Annotated in this window: 20 protein-coding genes; 11 read left to right on the forward strand and 9 right to left on the reverse strand. The window is 59.4% G+C overall.

Going from position 1 to position 21,760, the window contains the following annotated elements:
* The first annotated feature begins 1 nt into the window (after position 1).
* Together BLU07_RS14770 and BLU07_RS14775 are read left to right on the forward strand one after the other, a co-directional pair.
* Complete coding sequence (locus BLU07_RS14770; RefSeq protein ID WP_092388392.1) at positions 2-1,102, forward strand: flavin-containing monooxygenase; 1,101 nt, start codon at positions 2-4, stop codon at positions 1,100-1,102.
* Complete coding sequence (locus BLU07_RS14775; RefSeq protein WP_092388395.1) at positions 1,099-2,289, forward strand: MFS transporter; 1,191 nt, start codon at positions 1,099-1,101, stop codon at positions 2,287-2,289. The genes BLU07_RS14770 and BLU07_RS14775 overlap by 4 nt, the downstream gene beginning before the upstream one ends.
* A gap of 27 nt (positions 2,290-2,316) precedes the next feature.
* On the opposite strand, the gene BLU07_RS14780 is transcribed toward BLU07_RS14775, so the two are convergent.
* From BLU07_RS14780 to BLU07_RS14795, 4 genes are all read right to left on the reverse strand, one after another.
* Positions 2,317-2,475 carry a DUF3309 family protein gene (locus tag BLU07_RS14780; RefSeq protein WP_092388398.1) on the reverse strand — a complete coding sequence of 53 codons (159 nt, stop codon included), beginning with the start codon at positions 2,473-2,475 and terminating at the stop codon, positions 2,317-2,319.
* A gap of 79 nt (positions 2,476-2,554) precedes the next feature.
* Positions 2,555-3,406, reverse strand: a complete 852-nt coding sequence (locus BLU07_RS14785; protein ID WP_092388401.1) for a BON domain-containing protein — start codon at positions 3,404-3,406, stop codon at positions 2,555-2,557.
* Positions 3,407-3,526: 120 nt separating this feature from the next.
* On the reverse strand, positions 3,527-3,724 hold the full coding sequence (locus tag BLU07_RS14790) for a hypothetical protein (protein ID WP_092388404.1): 198 nt from the start codon (positions 3,722-3,724) through the stop codon (positions 3,527-3,529).
* A 157-nt stretch (positions 3,725-3,881) separates the two neighbouring features.
* Positions 3,882-5,729, reverse strand: a complete 1,848-nt coding sequence (locus BLU07_RS14795; RefSeq protein ID WP_092388407.1) for a carboxylesterase/lipase family protein — start codon at positions 5,727-5,729, stop codon at positions 3,882-3,884.
* Between the two features lie 213 nt (positions 5,730-5,942).
* Between BLU07_RS14795 and BLU07_RS14800 the strand changes: the two genes are divergently transcribed.
* Together BLU07_RS14800 and BLU07_RS14805 are read left to right on the forward strand one after the other, a co-directional pair.
* Positions 5,943-7,058, forward strand: a complete 1,116-nt coding sequence (locus BLU07_RS14800) for a helix-turn-helix transcriptional regulator (protein WP_157719213.1) — start codon at positions 5,943-5,945, stop codon at positions 7,056-7,058.
* A 154-nt stretch (positions 7,059-7,212) separates the two neighbouring features.
* Positions 7,213-7,545: a hypothetical protein gene (locus BLU07_RS14805; protein WP_092388413.1), complete on the forward strand. Its 333-nt coding sequence runs from the start codon at positions 7,213-7,215 to the stop codon at positions 7,543-7,545.
* A gap of 149 nt (positions 7,546-7,694) precedes the next feature.
* Here BLU07_RS14805 and BLU07_RS14810 read toward each other — a convergent pair whose 3' ends face one another.
* From BLU07_RS14810 to BLU07_RS14830, 4 genes are all read right to left on the reverse strand, one after another.
* On the reverse strand, positions 7,695-9,638 hold the full coding sequence (locus tag BLU07_RS14810; protein WP_092388416.1) for a metallophosphoesterase family protein: 1,944 nt from the start codon (positions 9,636-9,638) through the stop codon (positions 7,695-7,697).
* A 237-nt stretch (positions 9,639-9,875) separates the two neighbouring features.
* Entirely contained in the window at positions 9,876-10,085 is a 210-nt protein-coding gene (locus BLU07_RS14815; RefSeq protein WP_092388419.1) for a cold-shock protein, read from the reverse strand.
* A 266-nt stretch (positions 10,086-10,351) separates the two neighbouring features.
* The gene (locus BLU07_RS14825; protein ID WP_092388425.1) at positions 10,352-11,299 is read right to left on the reverse strand and encodes an FHA domain-containing protein; all 948 of its coding nucleotides are present in this window, start codon (positions 11,297-11,299) and stop codon (positions 10,352-10,354) included.
* Positions 11,296-12,630 carry a S1 family peptidase gene (locus tag BLU07_RS14830; RefSeq protein ID WP_092388428.1) on the reverse strand — a complete coding sequence of 445 codons (1,335 nt, stop codon included), beginning with the start codon at positions 12,628-12,630 and terminating at the stop codon, positions 11,296-11,298. Before BLU07_RS14830 ends, BLU07_RS14825 begins: the two co-directional genes overlap by 4 nt.
* Before the next feature lie 277 nt (positions 12,631-12,907).
* Between BLU07_RS14830 and BLU07_RS14835 the strand changes: the two genes are divergently transcribed.
* Genes BLU07_RS14835 through BLU07_RS14865 form a run of 7 tightly spaced genes read left to right on the forward strand, consistent with a single transcriptional unit; the run spans position 12,908 to position 20,901 of the window.
* Positions 12,908-13,330: a MerR family transcriptional regulator gene (locus BLU07_RS14835; RefSeq protein WP_092388431.1), complete on the forward strand. Its 423-nt coding sequence runs from the start codon at positions 12,908-12,910 to the stop codon at positions 13,328-13,330.
* Positions 13,323-14,507, forward strand: coding sequence for an isovaleryl-CoA dehydrogenase (locus BLU07_RS14840; RefSeq protein WP_092388434.1), 1,185 nt, complete (start codon positions 13,323-13,325; stop codon positions 14,505-14,507). The genes BLU07_RS14835 and BLU07_RS14840 overlap by 8 nt, the downstream gene beginning before the upstream one ends.
* Before the next feature lie 19 nt (positions 14,508-14,526).
* A complete protein-coding gene (locus tag BLU07_RS14845; RefSeq protein ID WP_092388437.1) occupies positions 14,527-16,134 on the forward strand; it encodes a carboxyl transferase domain-containing protein in 1,608 nt (535 codons plus the stop codon).
* 48 nt (positions 16,135-16,182) lie between these two features.
* Positions 16,183-17,001 (forward strand): gamma-carboxygeranoyl-CoA hydratase, encoded by an 819-nt coding sequence (locus BLU07_RS14850; RefSeq protein ID WP_092388440.1) that lies wholly within the window; start codon positions 16,183-16,185, stop codon positions 16,999-17,001.
* A 3-nt stretch (positions 17,002-17,004) separates the two neighbouring features.
* On the forward strand, positions 17,005-18,936 hold the full coding sequence (locus BLU07_RS14855; protein WP_092388442.1) for an acetyl/propionyl/methylcrotonyl-CoA carboxylase subunit alpha: 1,932 nt from the start codon (positions 17,005-17,007) through the stop codon (positions 18,934-18,936).
* Complete coding sequence (locus BLU07_RS14860; protein ID WP_197675020.1) at positions 18,908-20,143, forward strand: MFS transporter; 1,236 nt, start codon at positions 18,908-18,910, stop codon at positions 20,141-20,143. Before BLU07_RS14855 ends, BLU07_RS14860 begins: the two co-directional genes overlap by 29 nt.
* Positions 20,140-20,901 carry a substrate-binding periplasmic protein gene (locus BLU07_RS14865; RefSeq protein WP_157719214.1) on the forward strand — a complete coding sequence of 254 codons (762 nt, stop codon included), beginning with the start codon at positions 20,140-20,142 and terminating at the stop codon, positions 20,899-20,901. Before BLU07_RS14860 ends, BLU07_RS14865 begins: the two co-directional genes overlap by 4 nt.
* On the opposite strand, the gene folD is transcribed toward BLU07_RS14865, so the two are convergent.
* A complete protein-coding gene (gene folD, locus BLU07_RS14870) occupies positions 20,855-21,760 on the reverse strand; it encodes a bifunctional methylenetetrahydrofolate dehydrogenase/methenyltetrahydrofolate cyclohydrolase FolD (protein WP_092388448.1) in 906 nt (301 codons plus the stop codon). The genes BLU07_RS14865 and folD overlap by 47 nt on opposite strands.

The raw sequence follows: 21,760 nt of genomic DNA on the forward strand, positions 1-21,760 counted from the left end.
TATGAACTTAAACAGGGATGTGTTCGATGTCGTGGTTATCGGTGCCGGTCAGGCCGGACTTGCCAGCGGCTGGCAGTTGCAGCAACAAGGTCTGGATTTTCTGATCCTGGATGAGCAAAACCAGCCGGGGGGCAACTGGCGACACTACTATGACAGCCTGCAACTGTTCTCGCCGGCAGCCTATTCATCACTCCCTGGCCTGGCTTTTCCCGGCAAGCCGGGCCACTACCCGGTTCGCGATGAAGTCGTTCACTACCTGGAAACCTATGCCGAGCTCTTCCAGTTGCCAATCCTGCAGGGCATTCGAGTAGAGCGGGTCGATCAGACAATCAGCGGATTTCAGCTCACCACTGCCCACGGCCAGCAGTTCCAGGCGAAAGCCGTTATCGTCGCCTCGGGCGCTTTCAGCCGCCCTTACATACCTGAGATCACTGGCCTTGACGGCTTCGGCGGCAAACTGCTGCACAGTGCCGACTACCGCAACCCACAAGGCTTTCGCGGTGAGCGCGTGGTGGTCGTTGGGGCGGCCAACTCCGCCGTGCAGATCGCCTGTGATCTGGCCAATACTGCCAGCGTCACCCTGGCTACCCGGGAAGCAATTCGCTTCGCGCCCCAGCGCCTACTGGGCATAGATTTTCATGCCTGGCTGAAATGGACCGGTCTGGAGAAGACGCGCTGGCTGAATGATCAGAGCACCCCGGTACTGGACAACGGCATCTACAAAGCGGCCCTCAGAGCCAACCGATTCAGCCAGAAGCCGATGTTCACCCGGGTAACGCCGACTGGCGTTGAGTGGCGCAATGGCAACCAGGAATCGGTCGACAGCCTTGTTTTTGCCACCGGATTTCGTCCCAACCTGCCTTTCCTCAAGGGTCTTCCGGTAGTCAATGAGCAGGGCAAGGTGCTGCAGCGCGATGGCTCTGCCTTGAGGGTTCCCGGATTATTTTTTGTCGGCCTGCCGAAACAGCGCAACTTCGCCTCTGCGACGCTCAGGGGTGCAGGGCCGGATGCCGCCCATATCCTTCCCCCTCTTCAGGCGTATCTGCGCGGCCTTCAACACGCATCAACCCCCATGACGCCGGACAGGGCAACCCGCGCATGAATCACAACAAAGCCAGACCCATCAAAACATTCAAGCTGGTGGGGGCACTGGGTATTGCCCAGATACTTGCCTGGAGCAGCACCTACTATCTGCCGGCGGTACTCGCCACGCCGATTGCCGAAGACACCGGCTGGTCGCTGACCCGTGTCGTCATCGGGCTATCCTGGGGCTTGCTGATCGCCGGGGCCTGTTCGCCGCTGGCAGGCCGCCAAATTGATCGCCTGGGCGGGCGCTCGGTGCTGGCCACCAGTTCAGTGCTGTTGGCACTGGGCATGCTGTTGATGGGGCTGGCGCAACACCTGGTCACTTACTATCTGGCCTGGACCCTTGTCGGGGCAGGTATGGCGGCCGGTTTGTACGACGCGGCGTTCTCCACACTGGGCCGCCTGCTGGGCGCCAACGCCCGCGCATCCATCACCGGGCTTACGCTGATCGGCGGTTTTGCCAGCACCCTGGGCTGGCCATTGATCGCCGGGATGGAGCATCAAGTCGGCTGGCGCTTCAGCTGCTTTGCACTTGCAGCCATGCACCTGGTGATAGGGCTACCGATTCATTTGATGGCCATTCCCCGTGAGCAGGATACGCTGACCGAAACTCCGATCCCGATGCACCCAACCGGCGCTGCCAGCAACCCTTCCGGCACATCTGCCAGTCAGCTGCTGCTGTTGCTGGCCGCTCTGCTGACGCTGCAATCACTGGTGATCTCCACACTGTCGGTGCACCTTCTGGATGTGCTCAAGCTGCTTGGCATCGCCACGGCCACGGCGCTGGCCATCGGCATGATGATAGGCCCGTCTCAGGTAGCGGCCCGGGTTGCCGAGTTCGCTATTGGCCGCAATCTGCATCCAACCTGGTCAACGCGACTGGCCATTGTGCTCTGTGGGTTGGGTATTGGCCTGCTGTTGCCTGCCATGCCATGGCTCGGTTTTGTCGCCATGGGCTTGTACGGCGCCGGGGTTGGCATTCTGACCATCGCGCGCGGCACTCTGCCACTGGCGCTCTTTGGCTCTGCGGGCTATGGCACGCGCATGGGCCAATTGGCGCGCCCCATGCTGCTCGCGCAGGCCGCGGGCCCAGTGGGCGCAGCACTGATCCTCGAGCAGTTCGGTTCAACATTCCTGCTGGCGGTGCTCTGCGTGTTGGTTGGGATCAGCTTGATAATCAGCTTTGCCCTTCCGGCCAGATAGAAAAGCCGTTGTTCCGAACCGCATCATTCAAATCTTGCCCAGCAACAACAGGGCCACAATCACGACCACTACCAGGCCGAGAATACCACTGGGCATGTAGCCCCAGCTCCGGCTGTGCGGCCAGGCAGGAATGATGCCGATCAGAAGCAGGATCAGCACGATCAACACAATAGTGCCTACACTCATGGGACTCTCCTTTTATTCCGTGGGGTATGGGGTAAAAAGACCCGGGGCTACGCACCGCTGTGCGCAGACCCGGGCTGTATCAGTAGCTCAGTTCATTCGCCTGAACGCTCTTCACGCCACGCACATTTTGCGCGAGCTCTACCGCCAGAGCATGTTCGCTGCCACTGCCGACGACACCCTTGAGGCTGACGACGCCATTATCCGTACTGACTTCAATATCGGTTCCGGACACGTTGCTGGAGTAAAGCAAGGTTGATTTGACCTTGGTCGTAATCCAGCCATCGGAAATGCTTTCACCCGCTTCGGCCATGACGCTTTGATCATCCTTGTGCGTTCGGTCATCTTGCGGCTGATTAGCCGCACCTTCGACGCGCAGCTGGTTATCGACCGACACCACATTGCGTGTATTAGCCGCCAGACGTTCAGCCAGCTCGCTGTCTGCTTCGCTGTTGGCGGTACCACTCAAGGTCACGCGGCGATTTTTGGTTGCCACATCAGTCGCCAGACCTTCAGCATTCTTGCTCCACATGAGCTTGGCTTTGACGGCTGCGCTGATGCTGGCATCTTCAATGCGTTCACCAAATCCGCGTTCTGCATTATTGCGTTCCGCCGACCGATGGTTGGCGTCCACAACAATGTTGTTTTCCACCGAGTTGATTCCTTCGACGCCTTGTGCAATTTCCTTGGCCAGAGCCTTGTTGACGTCATCAGTCACATTGCCCGTCAAGGTCGCCTTGCCGTCTTCAACCGTCACTTGCAGGTTGTGGTCACGCAAGTAAGGATTGAGTTCGTAGGTAGTTGATATACGGGTTTCCTGGCGGGCATCGTTGAGCCCTTGCGTGGTGGTATCAGCAATAACAGCAATACTGCTGGTCGCAAGGGCCAGTGCCAGGGCTGAGACCTTGAAAAAATGACGTGGATGCTTGTTCATACAGTTTCTCCTGTCGAGAAAGTTGCTGCCGGCAGCGGCACACACTCAGGCTTTGCAGCAAAAGTGCGAGCAGGATGCGTCCGGCAACGTGTTCAGGAAGTTATTGTTTGCTGGCCTGAATCATGGCTTGACCGGGCCACGAAAGGCAGCCATGGCTTCGCTCTTCACCGCATCGTCAGAGCGTTGATCAGAGGGCTTTTGTTGACTCTGATTGATTTGGCTGAGCGGCTGATTGATTCGCGTGCCAGCCCATTTATGCGAATGCTCGTCATCCTTGATCGGGCCGTTGGAATGCGTGGTATCAATTGGCTTTTTCATGGTGACCTCCCAACATATTGCGGCACGGGCAAGATTGCGCGGTACCTTGAGAGGACAATGACAGTTCGTCGGTGGGGGTGTCGGTGCGCTGTCGCGCTTAGGCTAGATCCAGGTTGTTGAGCGGGGCTGCCAAGCCCCGCTCATGGTGCTCTACAGATTACCGACGGGTCGGCGCGCGGCTCCAGAGGCTCTGACAATGGTGATGCTGAGAAACCTCAAGCACAGAGGTCTGCACCGGTTCTGTTGTTTTCAGCTCTATCATGTTGTTCGGTGTCTCTGGAGTAAAGCTGTCGTACGCAGGCCACTGTTCCGCTACGCCGTCGCTGGCGTTGGGATCACCCGTTTTGGCAAACGTCGTCCAGTAATCCAGCATTCGTTCGGCAAGCAGCAATTGGCTTTCATCATTTCCCGTGCGCTCGAGCAGGACTTGTTCGCTTCCCCACAGGTAAGGCAGATCAGTGGTATGTGCGGCTCCAAGCGGGATACCCGGATCCGGGAAACGGTGAGGTGCGTTCTGCTCAGTAAACCAGTAACTATAGAGGTTTGTTCCGCTGGGTTTGTTGGCTGAGAACCCGTCAGGTGGCGGACTACCGCTAAGCAGAGCCAGCTGATTGCAGGCATAAGCCCAATCCGTTTCGATAGCTGCCATCACCAGCGGGTATTTATCGTCATCCCGATCATCGTACTCCGGTTGCGCCAGATAGTAGTCGACGATAGCCCCGGCATCCAGCCCGCGCCAATCGAATTGCAGGAGTTGGTGCGCTTTCGCTTTGATATTGGCCGCAGTAACCTCTACGCCCAGCCATTCATTGAACGCGATAGTGAATCGTCCTTCTTCCCGGTTGAAACCGACAACCAGGCCGTCAATGGGATTGGTACGGCCAGCCCTGAGTGCGCTCCATACTGATTCCGGGAAAACGTCACCCTGATTGCCAGCCACCGGCAGATAGCTCGCCCCAAGGTACTCGTCACCGCTGGAGCCGGCCCGGCCTTGCGCCTGCAGAATATCTGCAAGCTCACTGTTTCTCAGGCAGTCGCGTATCTCTTCTGCGCTGTTCAAGTCACAACCAAGCCGTTCAATAAAAGCCTGCCCCAGAGTGTAGGCTGCTGCTGGTGGCCGCTGGCCGGGCGCATAGGTGCCGCCTTGAGAAATGGCCTTGCTGAACAATCCCTCCGCAGTGGGCGAAACAACGTGAGTCAGCACACTGTGCCCACCAGCAGATTGACCAAAAATAGTGACGTTGTCCGGATCACCGCCAAAGTTGGCGATATTTGCCCTGATCCAGCGCATCGCTTCCTGCTGATCCAGAATGCCGTAATTGCCGGTAGCACTTCCATGCTCTTCAAACAAGGCGGGGAGCGCCTGAAATCCCAGGGCGCCGAGACGATAGTTGATGGTGACCACGATAACGTCCCGTTCGACCAGACGGGTGGGAAGGTAAAACTCTTCACCAGAGCCTTCCACAAACGCACCGCCATGCAGATATAGCATGACCGGCAACGCCTCTTCCGCAAGGCTACCCGCCGTCAGCTCTGCCGGACGGAAAATATTCAGAAAAAGACAGTCCTCGCTGATGGGAGAGGTATTCCCACTGCTGACCGGGGGCTCGTGCTGAGGGCAACGGGCCCCATAAGCATCGGCAGAGTCCGGGTCGCCTGTGAGCTCATCGACCGGGGTGACTGTCAGCGCTGCGGGCGGTGCAAAGCGAACCGGCGGCTGGGCATAGCGCAGGCCAAGAAAAGCCAGCATGTCGTCGCGTATCACACCCGTTATACGCTGTTGTTCGGTGGAGAATACCCGCTCTGCAAGGCTGGGTTCTGGCTCAACCGGGCCTACCGGTTCCTGAGGGTCTGTCGGCTCTGCCGTAGATGGCGGAGTCGAAGGTGGGCTGGAGCTTCCGCCGCCGCCACCGCCAGAAAGACATCCGGCCAGGGTCAACGACATGAGAAATAGAGCGAGCGGCTTCAACGCGAAAACGCCAGTCGAGGTAGTTAGTGATGACATATGTCCCTTCCTTGTTTCAGTGTGCTTGGTGGAGGCAGTAAAGGAAGGCTATCGCTGCGTATTATTGCTCGCATCGTCCAATTGGATGATGACAGAACTCTGGATTATGATTTCGCGGTAATATCAACGCGGAATGACAGGAAACACTCGAGAGCAAGACTGCCTGAGGGTCCACGTCATGGGTTGGATGCAACAGTCAGATGGAACCTGAGCATGATCAATAGCGAACAGCAGTGGCTTGATGTCGTGGATTGCTTCGCCGATGCGGCCGTCAGCGGCAATGGCTGGTATAACGCTCTTGAACGCCTGGCCCATGCCACCGGCTCGGAATTCGGTCAGCTGATTTGCCTTGGTGCGCAGCCGCCCATCCCTTTCAATGTCTGGACAGTTGATCCAATCGTTTCCCAGGAATTCGATCAACTGGGCTATCACGATCCGGCACTGAATCCCAGGGTGCGCGCTGGCACTGGTATTCCCGAGCTGGTCGTGCGTGCCGATGCGGACTTCATCACCCCCGATCAAGCCAGACACCACCCTCATTATAAATGGGCACGACATCACGGCCTGGGCTACATCTGCCTGACGCCATTGATTATCCGCCCCAATATGCTCATCGGCATTTCCGTTGGCCGCCGACAGGAAACCGGACACATCACCTCGGCGCAGCGTCAGATATTTGCTTCGTTGGCCGCCCATATGCGAGCGGCTATTCGCACGCAGTTACTGCTTGAAAGTGAGGCTGCGGCGTTACTGGTGGGTGCATTGGAGGCCATGTCACTCACCGCTTTTGCCTGTGATCGCGCTGGACAGGTGATCGGCATGACGCCCAAAGCGGAGCAGCTGGCTGGTCGAGGAGAATATCTGAAGCTTCGCGCCCGGTTGCTTCACGCTGAATTCGAGCACGAGACGCTGATCCTGTCCAAGGCAATAAAAACGGCAGCCAATGGCCTGACGCGCCCCGGCGACCCGTTACTGCACAGCTTCTTCCTGCACTCCGCCAGTGCACCATTGAGCCCTGTGATCGTGGACGTTATCTCGCTGCCCCAACAGTCCTTCAGCTTCGGTTTTCGCCCACAGGTAATGGTCGTCGTCAGAGGACTGGAGCACGACGACGATCAACTCGTCGCGGCCTTGCGTGCGGGCTTTGACGTCACTGCGGCTGAAGCCCGGGTGGCGATCCTGCTGGCTGATGGCCTGAGCCCGCAGGCAATCGCCCGCCAACGCGATGTTTCAGTCAATACCGTGCGTTCACAACTGCGCAGCCTGTACGACAAACTCGGTGTCTCTCGTCAGAGTGAGCTGGCTGCACGGCTTCGGCCTCTTCGCTAGATCACCGGCCCGGAAACTGGCCCATCCCGGCTTTCATCCGGTGGCCGGCAGTCGATTTCACCAAGCCGCCTTGCTCCCCTTTGACGGCTGGCATAACCTGTCCTTGCGGACAGCCAACATGTTGCAACCAAGCCACAACCATCAAGGAACCATAATGAAGAAAGTCATCTACGGGGCGCTGCTGGCCTCAACCGTGCTGCTCAGTGCCTGCTCCAGTGGCCCGTCAGAAAGCGACATCAAGGCGTTGCTTGAAGCAGAAATGGAAAAAATGTCAGCCATGATTGGCGAGCTTGGAGGCGACAGCATGTCCGACATGCTTGAAGTCGAGATTCACAAGGTCACCATTCATAGCTGCGAAGAAGAGCGCAGCGATGTCTACCGCTGCGATGTCGAAGTCGATGCAACGGCACCGGTAACCGGACGTTCGGTTGAGCGCGCGGAAATTGTATTGGCCAAATCTGACGACGGTTGGATACAGGCGCAGTAACTCTTGCTCTTTGTGATTAGTTAACCCGCTGTCCGCGCTGCAATTCCGTCAACTGTCGGATCGGGCTCCACCATGCAACAGAAGCCCTTCTGGGATTATTCGCAGGTTCATCGCACGCCTGGCGGAGAGTTGCCAGCCCGCAGTGCAGGCTAGTGTGAACGAGGTATTTGCCGGGCATCGGCATGCGGTATGAAATCTACCGCAAAATCCCGCGCATCAAGCTGGCAGATTTGCTCTGGCCGCCCATCGCCGTCAAGTTGAACCCAACCGATGCCACTGCCATTCCACAACCTTTCCCCCGCACTGGCCCGGTCGGGATCACGCGGCAGGATGAGCATACGCCGACGCTTGGTAAGCCAGTTCAACGGTGACCAGGGCGCATATAACCAACGATCAAGCCGATCAAACCAGTCAAGCAATGTTGTCGGGAAAGTGTTTTTCAATCCACTACTGGTAATTTGCCAGATATTCGGACCAGTCCGCTGATCACGGATGTGGATATCGTAAACAAAAGAATAATGTACATCACCAGACAACATCACATAATTTGCTGGTGTATGCGAGTGTCTGAAGATGTTCAACATGACTCTGGCTGCTCCACGATGTGCCATCCAGTTCTCAGCATCAACCAACAACGGTTGGCCGATCAGAGTAAAAAGCTTCTGAATGCCTTCAATCAGCTTTACGCCGAACATCGGTGCCGGTGTTACTACAACCACGGCAGACTGCCCGATTAGGTGCTGTTGCAGTTCACACAGCGCTTCCCAATCCATCAGCCCTGAAGGCCTTGAGGGGCTACGCTCACTGCGCCAACGCCGCGTCCGGGTATCCAGTACCAGTAACAGCGGGGTGCCGGGTATCTGATACTCCCAGCCCTGGAAGGCAAGTACGTTATCAATGCAGATATCCTGCTGTTCAGCGGGTAGCCAGTTCGATTGTGCAGTGACTTGCAGCAAGGAGCGCAAGTTTCCCAGTGGTGTGGCAACCCGGTCAGGATCATTGCCCCAAGCCTGACAAAGCAGGTAAGCAAGCAATGCATTGCCAATAATACGCCGTGAAAAAGGATGCCCATAGGCTGCCGTTTCCCAGTCCGCGGTCAGGTTCCAGTCATCTGTAATGTCATGATCATCAAAGATCATAAGGCTGGGCAGATGTGCCAATAGGCGCGCCACCTGCGGCAGGCCGTCAACAAAGCGCGATATCTGGACCTCTTCGCGCCGATAGTTTTGTTGGTGTTCAAGGGTCAAACCAGATGGCATCTCTGGCGCAATCAGGCGCCAGCACTCGGGTGACCAAACCAACAGATACATGGCCAACACCTCTGCCAGTGTTACGAGGTGATTATGCGCATGCACCGAAGTAAACACCGGCTTGCTGGCACCGCCAAAAAAACGCTCGCGCAAGGGACGGTTGGCAGCAACATCTGGCAACAGCACTGCTCGCTGGTAATAACTATGCTCAGTCTTGAACAAAGCCTGACTATCAACCACCGTGGCGCCTTCAAGTGTTTCATCAAACAGACCCAAGCGCTCAATCAGGCGATGAATCGCCACCAACATCGGACCCGCAACATCATCTGCATAAACCTGGTCGCCGGTCATCAACAACCAGTTTGGACGCTCGCCTGCTTGTGCAAGACGCTCTCCCAACCCTCGATCTGCTTGCACAAGTGCATCCGCACTGTCATGGTGAGGCTTGCGGCAAGAGCCATGCAATAGACGTCGGTTACTGGTACTGACCACAAAGCTGGGTCTTTGTTGATCTGGATGACGCAGATAGGGCATTGCCTCAAGCAAAGAGTGTTGATGGCCCTCCCGACTCCAGGCAAGGTCATATTCGATTGGCGTATCCAGTGGCAATGGCGTTGCTAACGGCACGTCAATCAGCAAGATATTGGCGTATCGTCCTATCGGCAAGAAATCACAGTAGTCAGCCAGCGGTACCTCACGCTCCGGCTCACCCATTGGCTGCAGTTTCAAGGTTAAAGCCAAGGGCTCACTGACCACCATCCAGATAGCCAAACGATCGGCTGAGCAGCGGCGCAGAATTGGACCAGTCAGTAAGGGCGGCAACGTATCAGCGGAATCAGGCATGCAAGTCTCTGACGATAACAACATGTATGCCATCATGCCGCGCATCAGCAATAGCTGCCAGAGTACGGAAAAGATTGCACACCATTTGGCTCAATGCGTGTGTCGCCGAATCTGATCGGTCCAGGCAGGCATGAGCTGCTGCAGAAACTATTTATGGCAGGCACAAAAAAGGCCGATCATTGCTGATCGGCCTTTTTCTCGTTGCCATTTCGTGCACCCTGGCGGGTGCAAGCGAAATCAGATGGCTACGATGTTTTCTGCTTGCGGGCCTTTCTGGCCTTGAGTCAGACGGAACTCAACTTGCTGGCCTTCAGCCAGAGTCTTGAAACCGTTGCCCATAATGGCGCTGAAGTGAGCGAACACATCAGGACCTGAAGCTTGTTGAATGAAGCCAAAGCCTTTAGCTTCGTTGAACCACTTGACGGTACCAGTAACTGTATCGGACATAATCGTAATTCCTGAATAAATATAATGTTGTGGCCATTGCTGACCGGTAATGCCTAAGAGTGGAGACTGTAACTTAGAAACTTCAGGACGATTTGTATGCGAACGATACTAACGAAGTGGAGATCTGAACTAAAGACTAACTTTAAGCTGATGACCACCATACAGGGCTTTGCCGGATTAGCAAGGTTTATTTTCCGTGCTCGACCTGCAGCCCCGATGATGTCAATTCCCTGCCCGTTGCTTGAAGGCTGGGCCATACCCCCCATTCAAGGCTCTGCCTTCTCACGCAAGGCCTGCAAGCGCTCCTCGCCGGCATCGGCACGCTCGATAAAGGCTGCAACCGTGCTTGTCTGGTTGTGGCGCAGGCCAGGCGGATAGGGTGCATCCATATAGACCTTGTTCGCCAGCTTGCCGGTCGTCTCATAATTGATGGCCAGCAGCATGCCGGTGACAATCAGGTAGAGCCCGGCGGTAATGCCGGCCATGCGCTTCGACAGCCGCGGGCTGAGCGTCACCAGATGAAAGTAGATTGCCAGCGCCAACGGAGCCAGCAGGAACAGATCACTGTGGCGATCCAGTGCCGCCCATGACAGCCAATAGGCGAGTACTCCGGACACCTTGAACCACAGAGTGGAAAAAAGTATGCCCAAGCTGATGATGAACAGGTGACGGCCGAAACGGGCACTGCCCGCAAACAATCGGTTGATCAACGCCCAGAGAGCAGCCCACATTACGGTCAGCAGCAATAACAGAAAGGTGCCACTGAGCAGGCTGAACAACTCGGTACTGCTATCGCCATCCAGCCATTCATTGCCGAAGGCGGCGACGGCGGCGATGATCACGCCGAGGAGGGCTGGCATCCAGCCTTCCCAGCCATGCCTGGTAGTGTCAGGCAACTCGTCGGCAACCGGGTGGTCGGCGCTGCGCACCCGCAAGCGAGTGTGCCCCAGGCGGACGTGGGTGTGGCCTTGCATGTCGACCTGATCCGCGGCGCGTTTGTTGACAATGATGCCGTTGCGGGTGTCATCACAGCGCAGCACCAATTGTCCCTCATGATCCTCGAGTACCGCATGCTGCGGAGCGACATGAGGGTCATCCAGGATCAGATCACTGGTATAGGCGCGTCCGATGCGCACCGGGAGCTGCTGGAAGCGCTGGCGACGCAGCACCGAACCATTGCGCGCCAGGACTTCGATAAAAATGGGCGATTTCATGGCTGGCCCTCCAGCGGAGTGTCAATGACATTGTCATCGGTGGCTACCTGCATGCTGCTCAGAAAGGCATCAGCCAGTCGCAAACCGTTCTCCCAGGAGACCCCGCGCATACTCATCTTGCTGAGCAGAGCACTGTCCGGGTCATCGGTAGTCACGCTGAGCACGTCCAGCATGTAGAGCCCGTCCAGCTTGTTGTAGGCGCTGAAACAGAGCACGGCACGCAGTGCCAAACCATTGCTCTCAATGAAGTCCTCGGTACATTCAGGCCCGCTGACCAGCGTATTGGAGGACGACCGGTAGACCTGGCCGGAAAAATGGTGTCTGGCCGTGCGGGCAAAACGCCAACGATCCAGCCCATTGCGTTGCAGTAGAGAATGGTTGATGGCGACGTGTCCGGTTCGCAACTCGTCGGATACGAAGACACTGGACTCCATGGCGCACTGAATTCGGCCGCTCGAGTAACCATTGCGCGGACGGGTATTGGCACTGCCCCAGCAGCGCAGCTGCTCCGATTCACGGACCGGAACCCGATAGTCACCCAGTTGCTTCAGAGCCAGCGGTGTTTCCAGCAAGCGGTCAAGCATAACCCCCTGATGCTCCAGCAACTGGGCGGAGATCAAGGGAGTGAAATCGTCGGGCGGCTCTTCGCCGATGCTGTCGAGCAGTGCCTGCAGATAAGGGACCGGCACCAGAAAACTGACCAGCTCTCCGTCCCGTCGATGCGCCACGTTGACCCCGGCAATACGGCCGGATGCGGTGATGCTCGGGCCACCACTCATGCCCGGGTTGAGCGCCCCACTGAACAACAGCAAATCCGAGAAATCCCGCTGGATAACCCCGTTGTAGGTACCCTCGGAGATGGTAAAACCCAGATCCAGAGGATTGCCCAGCGCATACAGGTATTCGCCCTGGATCAATTGTGCAGTTTGGTCCGGCAACTGGAAAAAACCGCTTCCGTGCCGGTCGATGCGCACCACAGCCAGGTCACGCAACACATCCACCGCCAGCAACTGCAGGTTGCCGCGTCGACCGTGGGTATCCAGGTATTCGCCGGTATAGACCTCCGGCTCAAGCGCAATCTGGGATACGACATGGTAGTTGGTGACCACCAGATCGGTATTGCCCAACAGGAAGCCGGAGCCCACCGAGGACTGGCTGCGACCATTTTTTACCAGAACCCGGATCTGCAAAAGATCCTTGCGCGCTTCGGCATACAGCCGCTGTGCCGTGGAAGACGGCGGACTCAGCTCCGTGCCGGGCAAGCTGGCGCTCAGCCCCGTGGCAATCACAGCCAGGCAACAAGCCAGGCTGATACATACAAGTGATTTCATACCGCTCCCTGGAAATATCTGACCAGGGAGTGAGCCCCTGTGTGCCAGTATCACTGATCGTCTCGCGCGCCACTGGCAAGTTGCCAACACCCGCCCAAAAGAACGCTGCGCAAGGGGGATGGCAAGGTGACGCTGTCCGTGCGGGCCGCATTGTAGCGTCGGGTTTTACCTGTAGTCCACCACTGGGCGGAAAGTGCCGACAGGACGAGATTGTCGGCTTGACTACTGTGCCGGATGAATTACCTTTACGTAAACGTAAAGCAATCGAGCCCCTGCCATGCCGCGCACCTACAGCATCAGCGAACTGTCCCGCGAACTCGACGTCACCCCGCGGGCGATCCGCTTCTATGAAGAGCAGGGCATGTTGCACCCCCAACGACGCGGGCAGGAGCGTATCTACGCCCCGCGTGACCGGGTCGCCCTGACCCTGATCCTGCGCGGCAAGCGGCTGGGCTTCTCACTGGCCGAATGTCGCGAGCTGATCGAGCTCTACGACCCCAGCGAAGGCAACCGCACGCAATTGCACAGCTTTCTGGCCAAGATCCAGGCCCGCCGGGCGCAACTTGAACAACAGTTGCTGGATATCCAGGCCATGCAGATCGAGCTGGATACCGCCGAGGAGCGCTGCCACAGCGCCCTGGCTGACACCGCACAGAACAACCACAACAAGAACGCGCATGGAGTACCCGAAGATGGCTGAGTTACCCGGCTTGAATTTCTTCCTTGGCCAGGATGTGGATATGTTGCGTGACGCGGTGGCCGCCTTTGCCGCCGCTGAAATTGCCCCGCGCGCCCAGGCCGCAGACCGTGACGATCAGTTTCCGCCGGACCTGTGGCGCAAGTTCGGTGACATGGGCCTGCTCGGCCTGACCGTACCGGAGAGCTATGGTGGCTCTGGCATGGGCTACCTGGCGCATATGGTGGCGATGGAAGAAATATCCCGGGCTGCTGGCGGCATTGGCCTGTCCTACGCGGCGCATTCCAATCTCTGCGTCAACCAGATCAACCGCAATGGCAGCGAAGACCAGAAGCGCCGTTTCCTGCCGAAGCTGATCAGTGGCGAGCATATTGGCGCGCTGGCCATGAGCGAGCCGGAAGCGGGCTCCGATGTGGTCGGCATGCGCCTGCGCGCCGAGCGCCAGGGTGACCACTACCTGCTCAACGGCACCAAGATGTGGATTACCAACGGGCCGGACTGCAACATCGTGGTGGTCTATGCCAAGACCGATCCGCAGGCCGGGGCACGGGGTATGACGGCCTTTATTCTCGACACCGACAGCCCCGGCTTCAGCGTTGCCCAGCGGTTGGACAAACTGGGTATGCGCGGTTCACCGACCGGCGAACTGGTATTCGACAATGTACGCGTGCCGGCGGACCAGGTGCTCGGCGGTGAAGGTGAGGGCGCCCGGGTGCTGATGAGCGGGCTGGATTACGAGCGCGCAGTCCTCAGTGGCGGCCCGCTGGGCCTTATGCAGGCAGCCATGGATATCGTGCTGCCCTATGTGCACGAACGCAAACAGTTCGGCCAGAGCATCGGCGAGTTCCAGTTGATCCAGGGCAAGCTGGCGGATATGTACACCACCCTGCAGGCCTGCCGGGCCTATCTCTATGCGGTTGGCCGACAGCTGGATGCTTCCGGTGAGCAACACCTGCGGCAGGTGCGCAAGGACTGTGCCGGGGTGATTCTGTATACCGCCGAAAAAGCCACCTGGCTGACCGGCGAGGCAATCCAGATTCTTGGTGGCAATGGCTATATCAATGACTATCCCACCGGCCGCCTGTGGCGCGATGCCAAGCTGTATGAAATCGGCGCCGGCACCAGCGAGATCCGCCGCATGCTGATCGGCCGTGAACTCTTCGACGAAACCCGCCCGTGAGTGGCGAAAGGGAGCAGCCATGAGTTATCTGGTCAGTAGCCTTGACCCGCGGAGCGCCGAATTCCAGCGCAATGCCGACGCCATCCAGACCCAGGTCGAGCAATGGCGCGCGCTGGTGCAAGAGATTGCCCGGGGGGGAGGCAAGCAGGCGCAGGCACGGCATCAGGCCAAGGGCAAGTTGCTGCCCCGCGAACGCATCCAGCAGTTGCTCGACCCCGGCTCGCCTTTTCTGGAAATGGGTCAGTTGGCAGCCTGGCAGGTGTATGACGAAGCCGTCCCCGCCGCTGGGCTGATTGCCGGCGTCGGCCGGGTCCAGGGCGTCGAATGCATGATCGTGGCCAACGATGCCACGGTGAAGGGCGGCAGCTATTACCCACTGACGGTAAAAAAGCACCTGCGAGCGCAGCAGATTGCTTTGGAAAACCGCCTGCCCTGCATCTATCTGGTCGACTCCGGCGGCGCCAACCTGCCACGCCAGGACGAGGTGTTCCCCGACCGCGAGCATTTCGGCCGCATCTTCTTCAACCAGGCCAACCTCAGTGCCGCCGGTATTCCGCAAATTGCCGTGGTCATGGGCTCCTGCACCGCCGGCGGTGCCTATGTGCCGGCAATGAGCGATGAAACCATCATGGTGGCCGAGCAGGCAACCATTTTCCTTGCCGGCCCGCCGCTGGTGCGTGCCGCCACCGGCGAAGTGGTCAGCGCACAAGAGCTGGGTGGTGCCGAGCTGCATTGCCAGACCTCGGGTGTCGCCGATCACTTTGCCGCCGATGACCACGAAGCCCTGGCCATGGCCCGACGCTGCGTGGCCAACCTGAACTGGCGCAAACAGGGCCAGCTGGCGTGCCAGCCACCCAGACCACCCCGTTACGCCGCCGAGGAGCTGTACGGCATCATTCCCGCCGACAGCAAGCAACCCTATGACGTGCGCGAAGTGATTGCCCGACTGGTCGATGACAGCCAGTTCGATGAATTCAAGGCGCGCTTTGGCAGCACCCTGGTCTGCGGTTTTGCCCACCTGCATGGCTATCCGGTGGCCATTCTGGCCAATAACGGTGTGCTGTTCAGTGAATCGGCGCAAAAGGGCGCACACTTTGTCGAGCTGGCCTGCCAGCGCGGCATACCGCTGCTGTTCCTGCAGAACATCACCGGCTTTATGGTCGGCAAAAAAGCCGAAGAGGGCGGTATTGCCAAGCATGGCGCCAAGCTGGTGACCGCCGTGGCCTGCGCCCGGGTACCCAAGTTCACCGTGATCATCGGCGGCAGCTTTGGTGCCGGCAACTACGGCATGTGCGGCCGCGCCTATGACCCGCGCTGGCTGTGGATGTGGCCCAATGCGCGGATTGGCGTGATGGGCGCGCAACAGGCCGCCGACGTGCTGGTACAGGTCAAACGCGAACAGGCCGAACGCAGCGGGCAAGACTACAGCGATGAACAGGCCGAGGCCCTGAAAGCCCCCATTGTCGAACAGTATGAGCGCCAGGCGGCGGCAAGCTATTCCAGTGCACGGCTGTGGGATGACGGCATTATCGACCCTGCCGACACCCGCCAGACCCTGGCACTGGCCCTGTCGGCCGCGCTCAATGCGCCGATAGAAAGCACCCGCTTCGGCATTTTCCGCATGTAGGCCTTTTCCACATGAAGCCTGCGCGCAACCCAATCGAAGAGACTTCGCATGAGCACTTTCAGCACCCTGCAACTGGACGTCAGCCCGACCGGCATCGCCACCCTGTGGCTGAACCGTCCGGAGAAAAACAACGCCTTCAATGCCGCCATGATCAGCGAATTGCTGCAGGCACTGGATGCGATCAAGGAACACAAGGACCTGCGCTTCATGCTGTTGCGCGGGCACGGCAAGCACTTTTCCGCGGGCGCGGATCTGGCATGGATGCGTGCCGCCGCCGAGCTGGATTACAACGCCAACCTGCAGGATGCCCACGCACTGGCCGAGGTCATGGCCCGTCTTTACCAACTGCCGATCCCGACGCTGGCCGTGGTGCAGGGTGCGGCCTATGGCGGCGCCCTGGGCCTGATCAGTTGCTGTGATCTGGCGATTGGTGCCAACGACAGCCAGTTCTGTCTCTCGGAAGTGCGTATCGGTCTGACGCCGGCGGTGATCAGTACCTTTGTGGTCAAGGCCATGGGCGAGCGTCAGGCGCGGCGGTATGCCCTGACGGCCGAGGCTTTCAGCGGTGAACAGGCGGTTGACCTGGGCTTACTGCACGCCAGCTATGCCCCGGAGCAACTGGACAGTGCGGTCAGTGACTGGTGCCGCACCCTGCTCGACAACAGCCCAGCCGCCATGCGCGCCACCAAGTCACTGCTGCAGGAAGTCAAACACGGTGAGCTGACCCCGGCCCTGCGCCGCTATTCCGAAGCGGCGATTGCCCGCATCCGGGTCAGCCCCGAGGGGCAGGAAGGGCTGAATGCCTTTCTCGCCAAGCGCCAGCCGAGCTGGCGTGTGGCCGCCCCCCCATCCGATGCGGAGCAATAAACCATGCGCCAGCCCATGTTCAATACCCTGCTGATTGCCAACCGTGGTGAAATTGCCTGCCGTATTATTCGCACGGCACGCGACATGGGCATTACCAGCGTAGCGGTGTACAGCGATACCGACCGCGACGCACCCCATGTACCTCTGGCCGACCGTGCCGTGGCACTGGGTGGCAGCCGCCCGGCCGACAGCTATCTGGATAGCGACAAATTACTCGCCGCCGCCAAGACCAGTGGTGCTCAGGCAGTGCATCCGGGCTATGGTTTTCTGGCGGAAAATGCCGACTTTGCTGCCGCCTGCGAGCAGGCCGGGCTGTGCTTTATCGGCCCGTCGGCCGCAGCGATTGCCGCCATGGGCAGCAAGTCATCGGCCAAAGCCCTGATGGCCGAGGCCGGCGTGCCGCTGGTGCCCGGTTACCACGGCGCCGCGCAGGATAACGCCAGCCTGCGCACCGCCGCCGAACAGATTGGCTACCCGCTGCTGCTCAAGGCCAGTGCCGGTGGTGGTGGCAAGGGCATGAAAGTGGTCAACGCCAGCAGCGAGCTGGACGATGCCCTGGATTCCGCCAAGCGTGAAGCCCAGAGTGCCTTTGCCGATGCGCAGCTGCTGGTAGAGAAATACCTGCAACAACCGCGGCATATCGAAGTACAGATACTTGCCGATCAGTACGGTAATTGCTGCTATCTGCATGACCGCGACTGCTCGATCCAGCGCCGCCACCAGAAGGTGCTCGAAGAAGCGCCAGCGCCCGGCCTGAGTGATGCGTTGCGCCAGCACATGGGCCAGGCCGCCGTCCGCGCGGCACGGGCGATCGATTATGTTGGCGCCGGTACCGTGGAATTTCTGCTCGACAGCGACGGTCAGTTCTATTTCATGGAAATGAATACCCGGCTGCAGGTCGAGCACCCGGTCACCGAAGCCATTACCGGACTCGACCTGGTTGCCTGGCAAGTGCGCATTGCCGCCGGTGAGCCCTTCCCGCTGCAGCAGGCCGATATACCCTGCCGGGGTCATGCCATGGAAGTGCGCCTGTATGCGGAAGATCCGCAACAGGATTTTCTGCCCGCCAGTGGCGAGCTGCACCTGTACCAGGAACCATCTTCCGGCCCTGGCCGTCGGGTGGACAGTGGTGTGGTCGAAGGCGACAGTATTTCGCCCTGGTATGATCCCATGCTGGCCAAACTGATTGCCCACGGCGACAACCGTGAACAGGCACGCCTGCGCTTGCTGGCCATGCTGGATGAAACCGCCGTGGGTGGCCTGAAAAGCAATCTGCTGCTGCTTAAACGCATTCTGACCGAGCCGGCCTTTGCCGCAGCGGAGCTGGATACCGGCTTTATTCCTCGCCATAGCGAGCAGTTGCTGACGCCGCTGCCGGAGCTGGACGAGAGCTTCTGGGCGCACGCCGCCAGCGCCCTGCTCGACAGCCTGCCGCCCGACGTACGAGATGAAGACCCGAACTCTCCCTGGTCAGCGCGCAGCAGCTGGCAAATGGGGCTGCCAGCGCAGACTGACCTGCACGTGCAACAGGGCGAGCAGCAAACACGCGCGTGCTTTACCCTCGCCGAATTACCCCCCGCCGGGCATTACTATCGCCGTGGTGAGCGAGTCTATTTACCCTGGCAGGGCGACTGGCTGGCGGTGCACATGGTTGACCCCTTGGCCAGCCGCACGCATGCTCAGACCGTCGGCGACCTCAGCGCGCCGATGAATGCCAGTATGGTGCGTGTTCTGGTGCAAGCGGGCGATAGCGTGGTTGCCGGGCAAGCCTTGCTGGTATTGGAAGCGATGAAAATGGAACACAGCCTGCGCGCGCCAGTTGACGGCGTCGTCAGTGCGATCCTGTGCCAGGAGGGCGACTTGATCAACCAGGGGCAGACCCTGATCAGCCTGGACGAACACGCCAATGCAGCCAGCGAGCACGCCACTGATTGAAGCCGGTACCTCTGCCTACCGGCGGGTATGCCTGGCTTTGCTGATTGCGTCGCTGGTGATTTTCGCCAATCTCTATGCCATTCACCCGCTGCTGCCCTTGATCGCCGAGCACTATCAGGTCTCGGTACTCAAGGCGGCCAATGCCTTCAACCTGACCAGCCTGACACTGGGCCTGGCGCTGCTGGTCATCGGCCCGTTGTCGGATGCCTGGGGGCGGCGCAATATTCTGCTCTGTGGTTTGCTGGCCACCGCCCTGCTGACCCTGGCCATGGCCTGGACCAGCCACTATCACAGCCTGTTGGTCTTGCGCGCCCTGCTCGGTGTCGCTCTGGCAGTCTTGCCCGCTACCGCCGTCGCTTATCTGGGCGATACCGTCAGCCGCAACGCGCTGATTGGTGCCGTGGGCCTGTATATCAGTGGCAATACCCTGGGTGGTGCCGGCGGGCGTTTGGTTGGCGGCGTGCTGGCTGATCATTTCGGGCTGCACATGATGTTTCTGCTGGTCGGCGGCGTCAGCCTTGGCGGCGTATTGCTGATTGCCTGGCTGCTACCGCCACCGGGTAACTTCCAGCGACAAACGCTGGCACCGCGCAACGTGTTCGCCAACTTCGGCCGGCATTTGCGCCACCCTCTGCTGTGGCCGGCGATGCTGCTGGGCGGGCTGAATTTTCTGATTTTCGTCAACCTGTATACCTACCTGACCTTCCGCCTCAGTGCGCCACCCTGGCAACTGGGTGCCAGCGCGCTGGGCTTGCTGTTTCTCAGTTATCTGGGTGGTACCTTTTCTGCGGCGCTGTCATCACGCATGGCGGCCCGCAGTCAGACCGGCGGCATGGCGCTGGGTGTCGGCATTCTGCTGCTCGGCTGCCTGCTCACGCTGGCGAATAACCTGGGGCTGATTGTCCTCGGCCTGGTGATCAATTCGTTCGGCTTCTTTCTCACCCATTCGCTGGCCAATGCCTGGGTCAACCAGCATGCCGAACAGGCCAAAGCCAGCGCCACGTCGCTGTATTCAGTGTGTTATTACCTCGGCGCAGCGGTAGGTATCTACTATCTGCAATCCTTCTGGCAGTGGGCTGGCTGGCCGGCAGTAATTGGCGCTGCGGCGTTGGTGCTATTGGTCAATCTGGCGCTGATTGCCCTCCTGCAATGGCGCTCTGCCAGCTATAATGCAGATAATTCTGATCCGGAGGCTATGCCATCGTGATACGTCGTTTTGCCGGCTGGCGCTGGCTGCTGTTTACCTGCTTGTTGACCTTTGGCGGTAGCCTGGCTGCCACGCCATCCGGGTCGACATCGGCACCCTTGCAGGTGCTGGTTGCCGATGTCTGGCCGTGGGCGTATGAAGATGAGCAGCAAGAGCTACGCGGCTTGCTGCCCGACCTGTTTGCCGAGCTGGCCAGTATCAGTGGCCAGGCCCTGAACGTGCGCAGATTACCGCACCAGCGCCTGCTGCATGACTTCGAGCGCGGCCAGGGTGATCTCAGTATCCTGTTTGCCAACCCCGAGGTTGATCGCTTTGCCGCACGCAGTGCCCCCATCCTCAGCACCCGCTTTATGCTGGTAGCGCCACGCGATTCCGCAGGCGAGTTGAGCTTGTCAGCCCTGTCCGGGAAAACGGTCGCCTATATTCGTGGCACTTTTTACGGCAGCGCCTTTGAAGCCAACCAGTCGATTATCAAGATACCGGTTCATCACCTGGAGCAGGCGGTGGCAATGCTGCAGGTCGGCCGTCTGGATGCACTGATCAGTAGCGAGCAGGTGCTGCATTACACCTTGCAGGAAATCGGTTCGCCAGCCGATGACTGGCGTATCGAGCTGCATGCCGAAGAGCAAATGGCCTACCTGTACCGCCACCGTGAAAACGTGCCGGCCAGCCGGATCGAGCCGCTGCTGGCCGCGCTAGAGCAACTGCGCGCTAGTGGTGAATTGCAGCGCCTGATGGGGGCTCCATCACCAAGGTAGCGGCTTGCAGGGTATTCTCCAGCAGGCAGGCAATGGTCATCGGGCCAACGCCACCGGGTACCGGGCTGACCCAGCTGGCGCGCTGTCGGGCACTGGCGAAGTCGACATCACCGACCAGTCGCCCGTCGGCCAGACGATTGATACCGACATCCAGCACTACCGCACCCGGCTTGAGCCACTCGCCGCGCACCAGTCCCGGTACCCCGGTGGCGACGACCAGTATGTCCGCCTGGGCGACCAACGCCGGCAAATCCCGCGTAGCCTTGTGCGCAATGGTTACCGTGGCTTCGGCGCGCAGCAATTCCAGCGCCATGGGCCGGCCAACAATGGTCGAGGCGCCAATCACCAACGCCTGCTGACCACGACAATCGACCCCGGCAGACTCCAGCAAACGCATGCACCCCTTGGGCGTGCAGGGGCGCAAGACCGGTAGCCCGGCCGCCAGCAAACCCAGATTGTGTGGATGAAAGCCGTCCACATCCTTGTACGGAGCAATCGCCTGCAACAGGCGGCTGCTATCCAGCCCGGCCGGCAAAGGCAACTGCAAGAGTATGCCGTGCACCGCTGGATCTGCATTCAATGTCTGGATCAGCGCCAACAGGGCCGCTTCGTCGGTGTCGGCCGGCAAGCGGTGACTGAAGGAATGCACACCCACCTCGGCACAGGCGCGGATCTTGTGCTGCACATAGACCTGCGACGCCGGGTCATTCCCCACCAGAATCACTGCCAGACCGGGCGGCGGCAAGCCGTCGGCCTGGCGCTGACGAATAGTTGCTGCCAGCGCGTTGCGTGTTTGCGCAGCCAGTGCGCGGCCATCCAGCAGCCGGGCACTGACTTGCGGATCGGCAAGTTCGGCCAT

The organism is Halopseudomonas salegens (assembly GCF_900105655.1).
Lineage (GTDB): Bacteria > Pseudomonadota > Gammaproteobacteria > Pseudomonadales > Pseudomonadaceae > Halopseudomonas > Halopseudomonas salegens.

Bases quoted from the DNA above. Each gene is read 5' to 3' on its own strand.
- BLU07_RS14770 (WP_092388392.1), top strand. From the start codon at position 2: ATGAACTTAAACAGGGATGTGTTCGATGTCGTGGTTATCGGTGCCGGT.
- BLU07_RS14850 (WP_092388440.1), top strand. From the start codon at position 16,183: ATGAGCACTTTCAGCACCCTGCAACTGGACGTCAGCCCGACCGGCATC.
- BLU07_RS14805 (WP_092388413.1), top strand. From the start codon at position 7,213: ATGAAGAAAGTCATCTACGGGGCGCTGCTGGCCTCAACCGTGCTGCTC.
- BLU07_RS14840 (WP_092388434.1), top strand. From the start codon at position 13,323: ATGGCTGAGTTACCCGGCTTGAATTTCTTCCTTGGCCAGGATGTGGAT.
- BLU07_RS14790 (WP_092388404.1), bottom strand. From the start codon at position 3,724: ATGAAAAAGCCAATTGATACCACGCATTCCAACGGCCCGATCAAGGAT.
- BLU07_RS14810 (WP_092388416.1), bottom strand. From the start codon at position 9,638: ATGCCTGATTCCGCTGATACGTTGCCGCCCTTACTGACTGGTCCAATT.
- BLU07_RS14830 (WP_092388428.1), bottom strand. From the start codon at position 12,630: ATGAAATCACTTGTATGTATCAGCCTGGCTTGTTGCCTGGCTGTGATT.
- BLU07_RS14780 (WP_092388398.1), bottom strand. From the start codon at position 2,475: ATGAGTGTAGGCACTATTGTGTTGATCGTGCTGATCCTGCTTCTGATC.
- BLU07_RS14795 (WP_092388407.1), bottom strand. From the start codon at position 5,729: ATGTCATCACTAACTACCTCGACTGGCGTTTTCGCGTTGAAGCCGCTC.
- folD (WP_092388448.1), bottom strand. From the start codon at position 21,760: ATGGCCGAACTTGCCGATCCGCAAGTCAGTGCCCGGCTGCTGGATGGC.
- BLU07_RS14775 (WP_092388395.1), top strand. From the start codon at position 1,099: ATGAATCACAACAAAGCCAGACCCATCAAAACATTCAAGCTGGTGGGG.
- BLU07_RS14815 (WP_092388419.1), bottom strand. From the start codon at position 10,085: ATGTCCGATACAGTTACTGGTACCGTCAAGTGGTTCAACGAAGCTAAA.
- BLU07_RS14800 (WP_157719213.1), top strand. From the start codon at position 5,943: ATGATCAATAGCGAACAGCAGTGGCTTGATGTCGTGGATTGCTTCGCC.
- BLU07_RS14835 (WP_092388431.1), top strand. From the start codon at position 12,908: ATGCCGCGCACCTACAGCATCAGCGAACTGTCCCGCGAACTCGACGTC.
- BLU07_RS14845 (WP_092388437.1), top strand. From the start codon at position 14,527: ATGAGTTATCTGGTCAGTAGCCTTGACCCGCGGAGCGCCGAATTCCAG.
- BLU07_RS14860 (WP_197675020.1), top strand. From the start codon at position 18,908: ATGCAGCCAGCGAGCACGCCACTGATTGAAGCCGGTACCTCTGCCTAC.
- BLU07_RS14855 (WP_092388442.1), top strand. From the start codon at position 17,005: ATGCGCCAGCCCATGTTCAATACCCTGCTGATTGCCAACCGTGGTGAA.
- BLU07_RS14785 (WP_092388401.1), bottom strand. From the start codon at position 3,406: ATGAACAAGCATCCACGTCATTTTTTCAAGGTCTCAGCCCTGGCACTG.
- BLU07_RS14825 (WP_092388425.1), bottom strand. From the start codon at position 11,299: ATGAAATCGCCCATTTTTATCGAAGTCCTGGCGCGCAATGGTTCGGTG.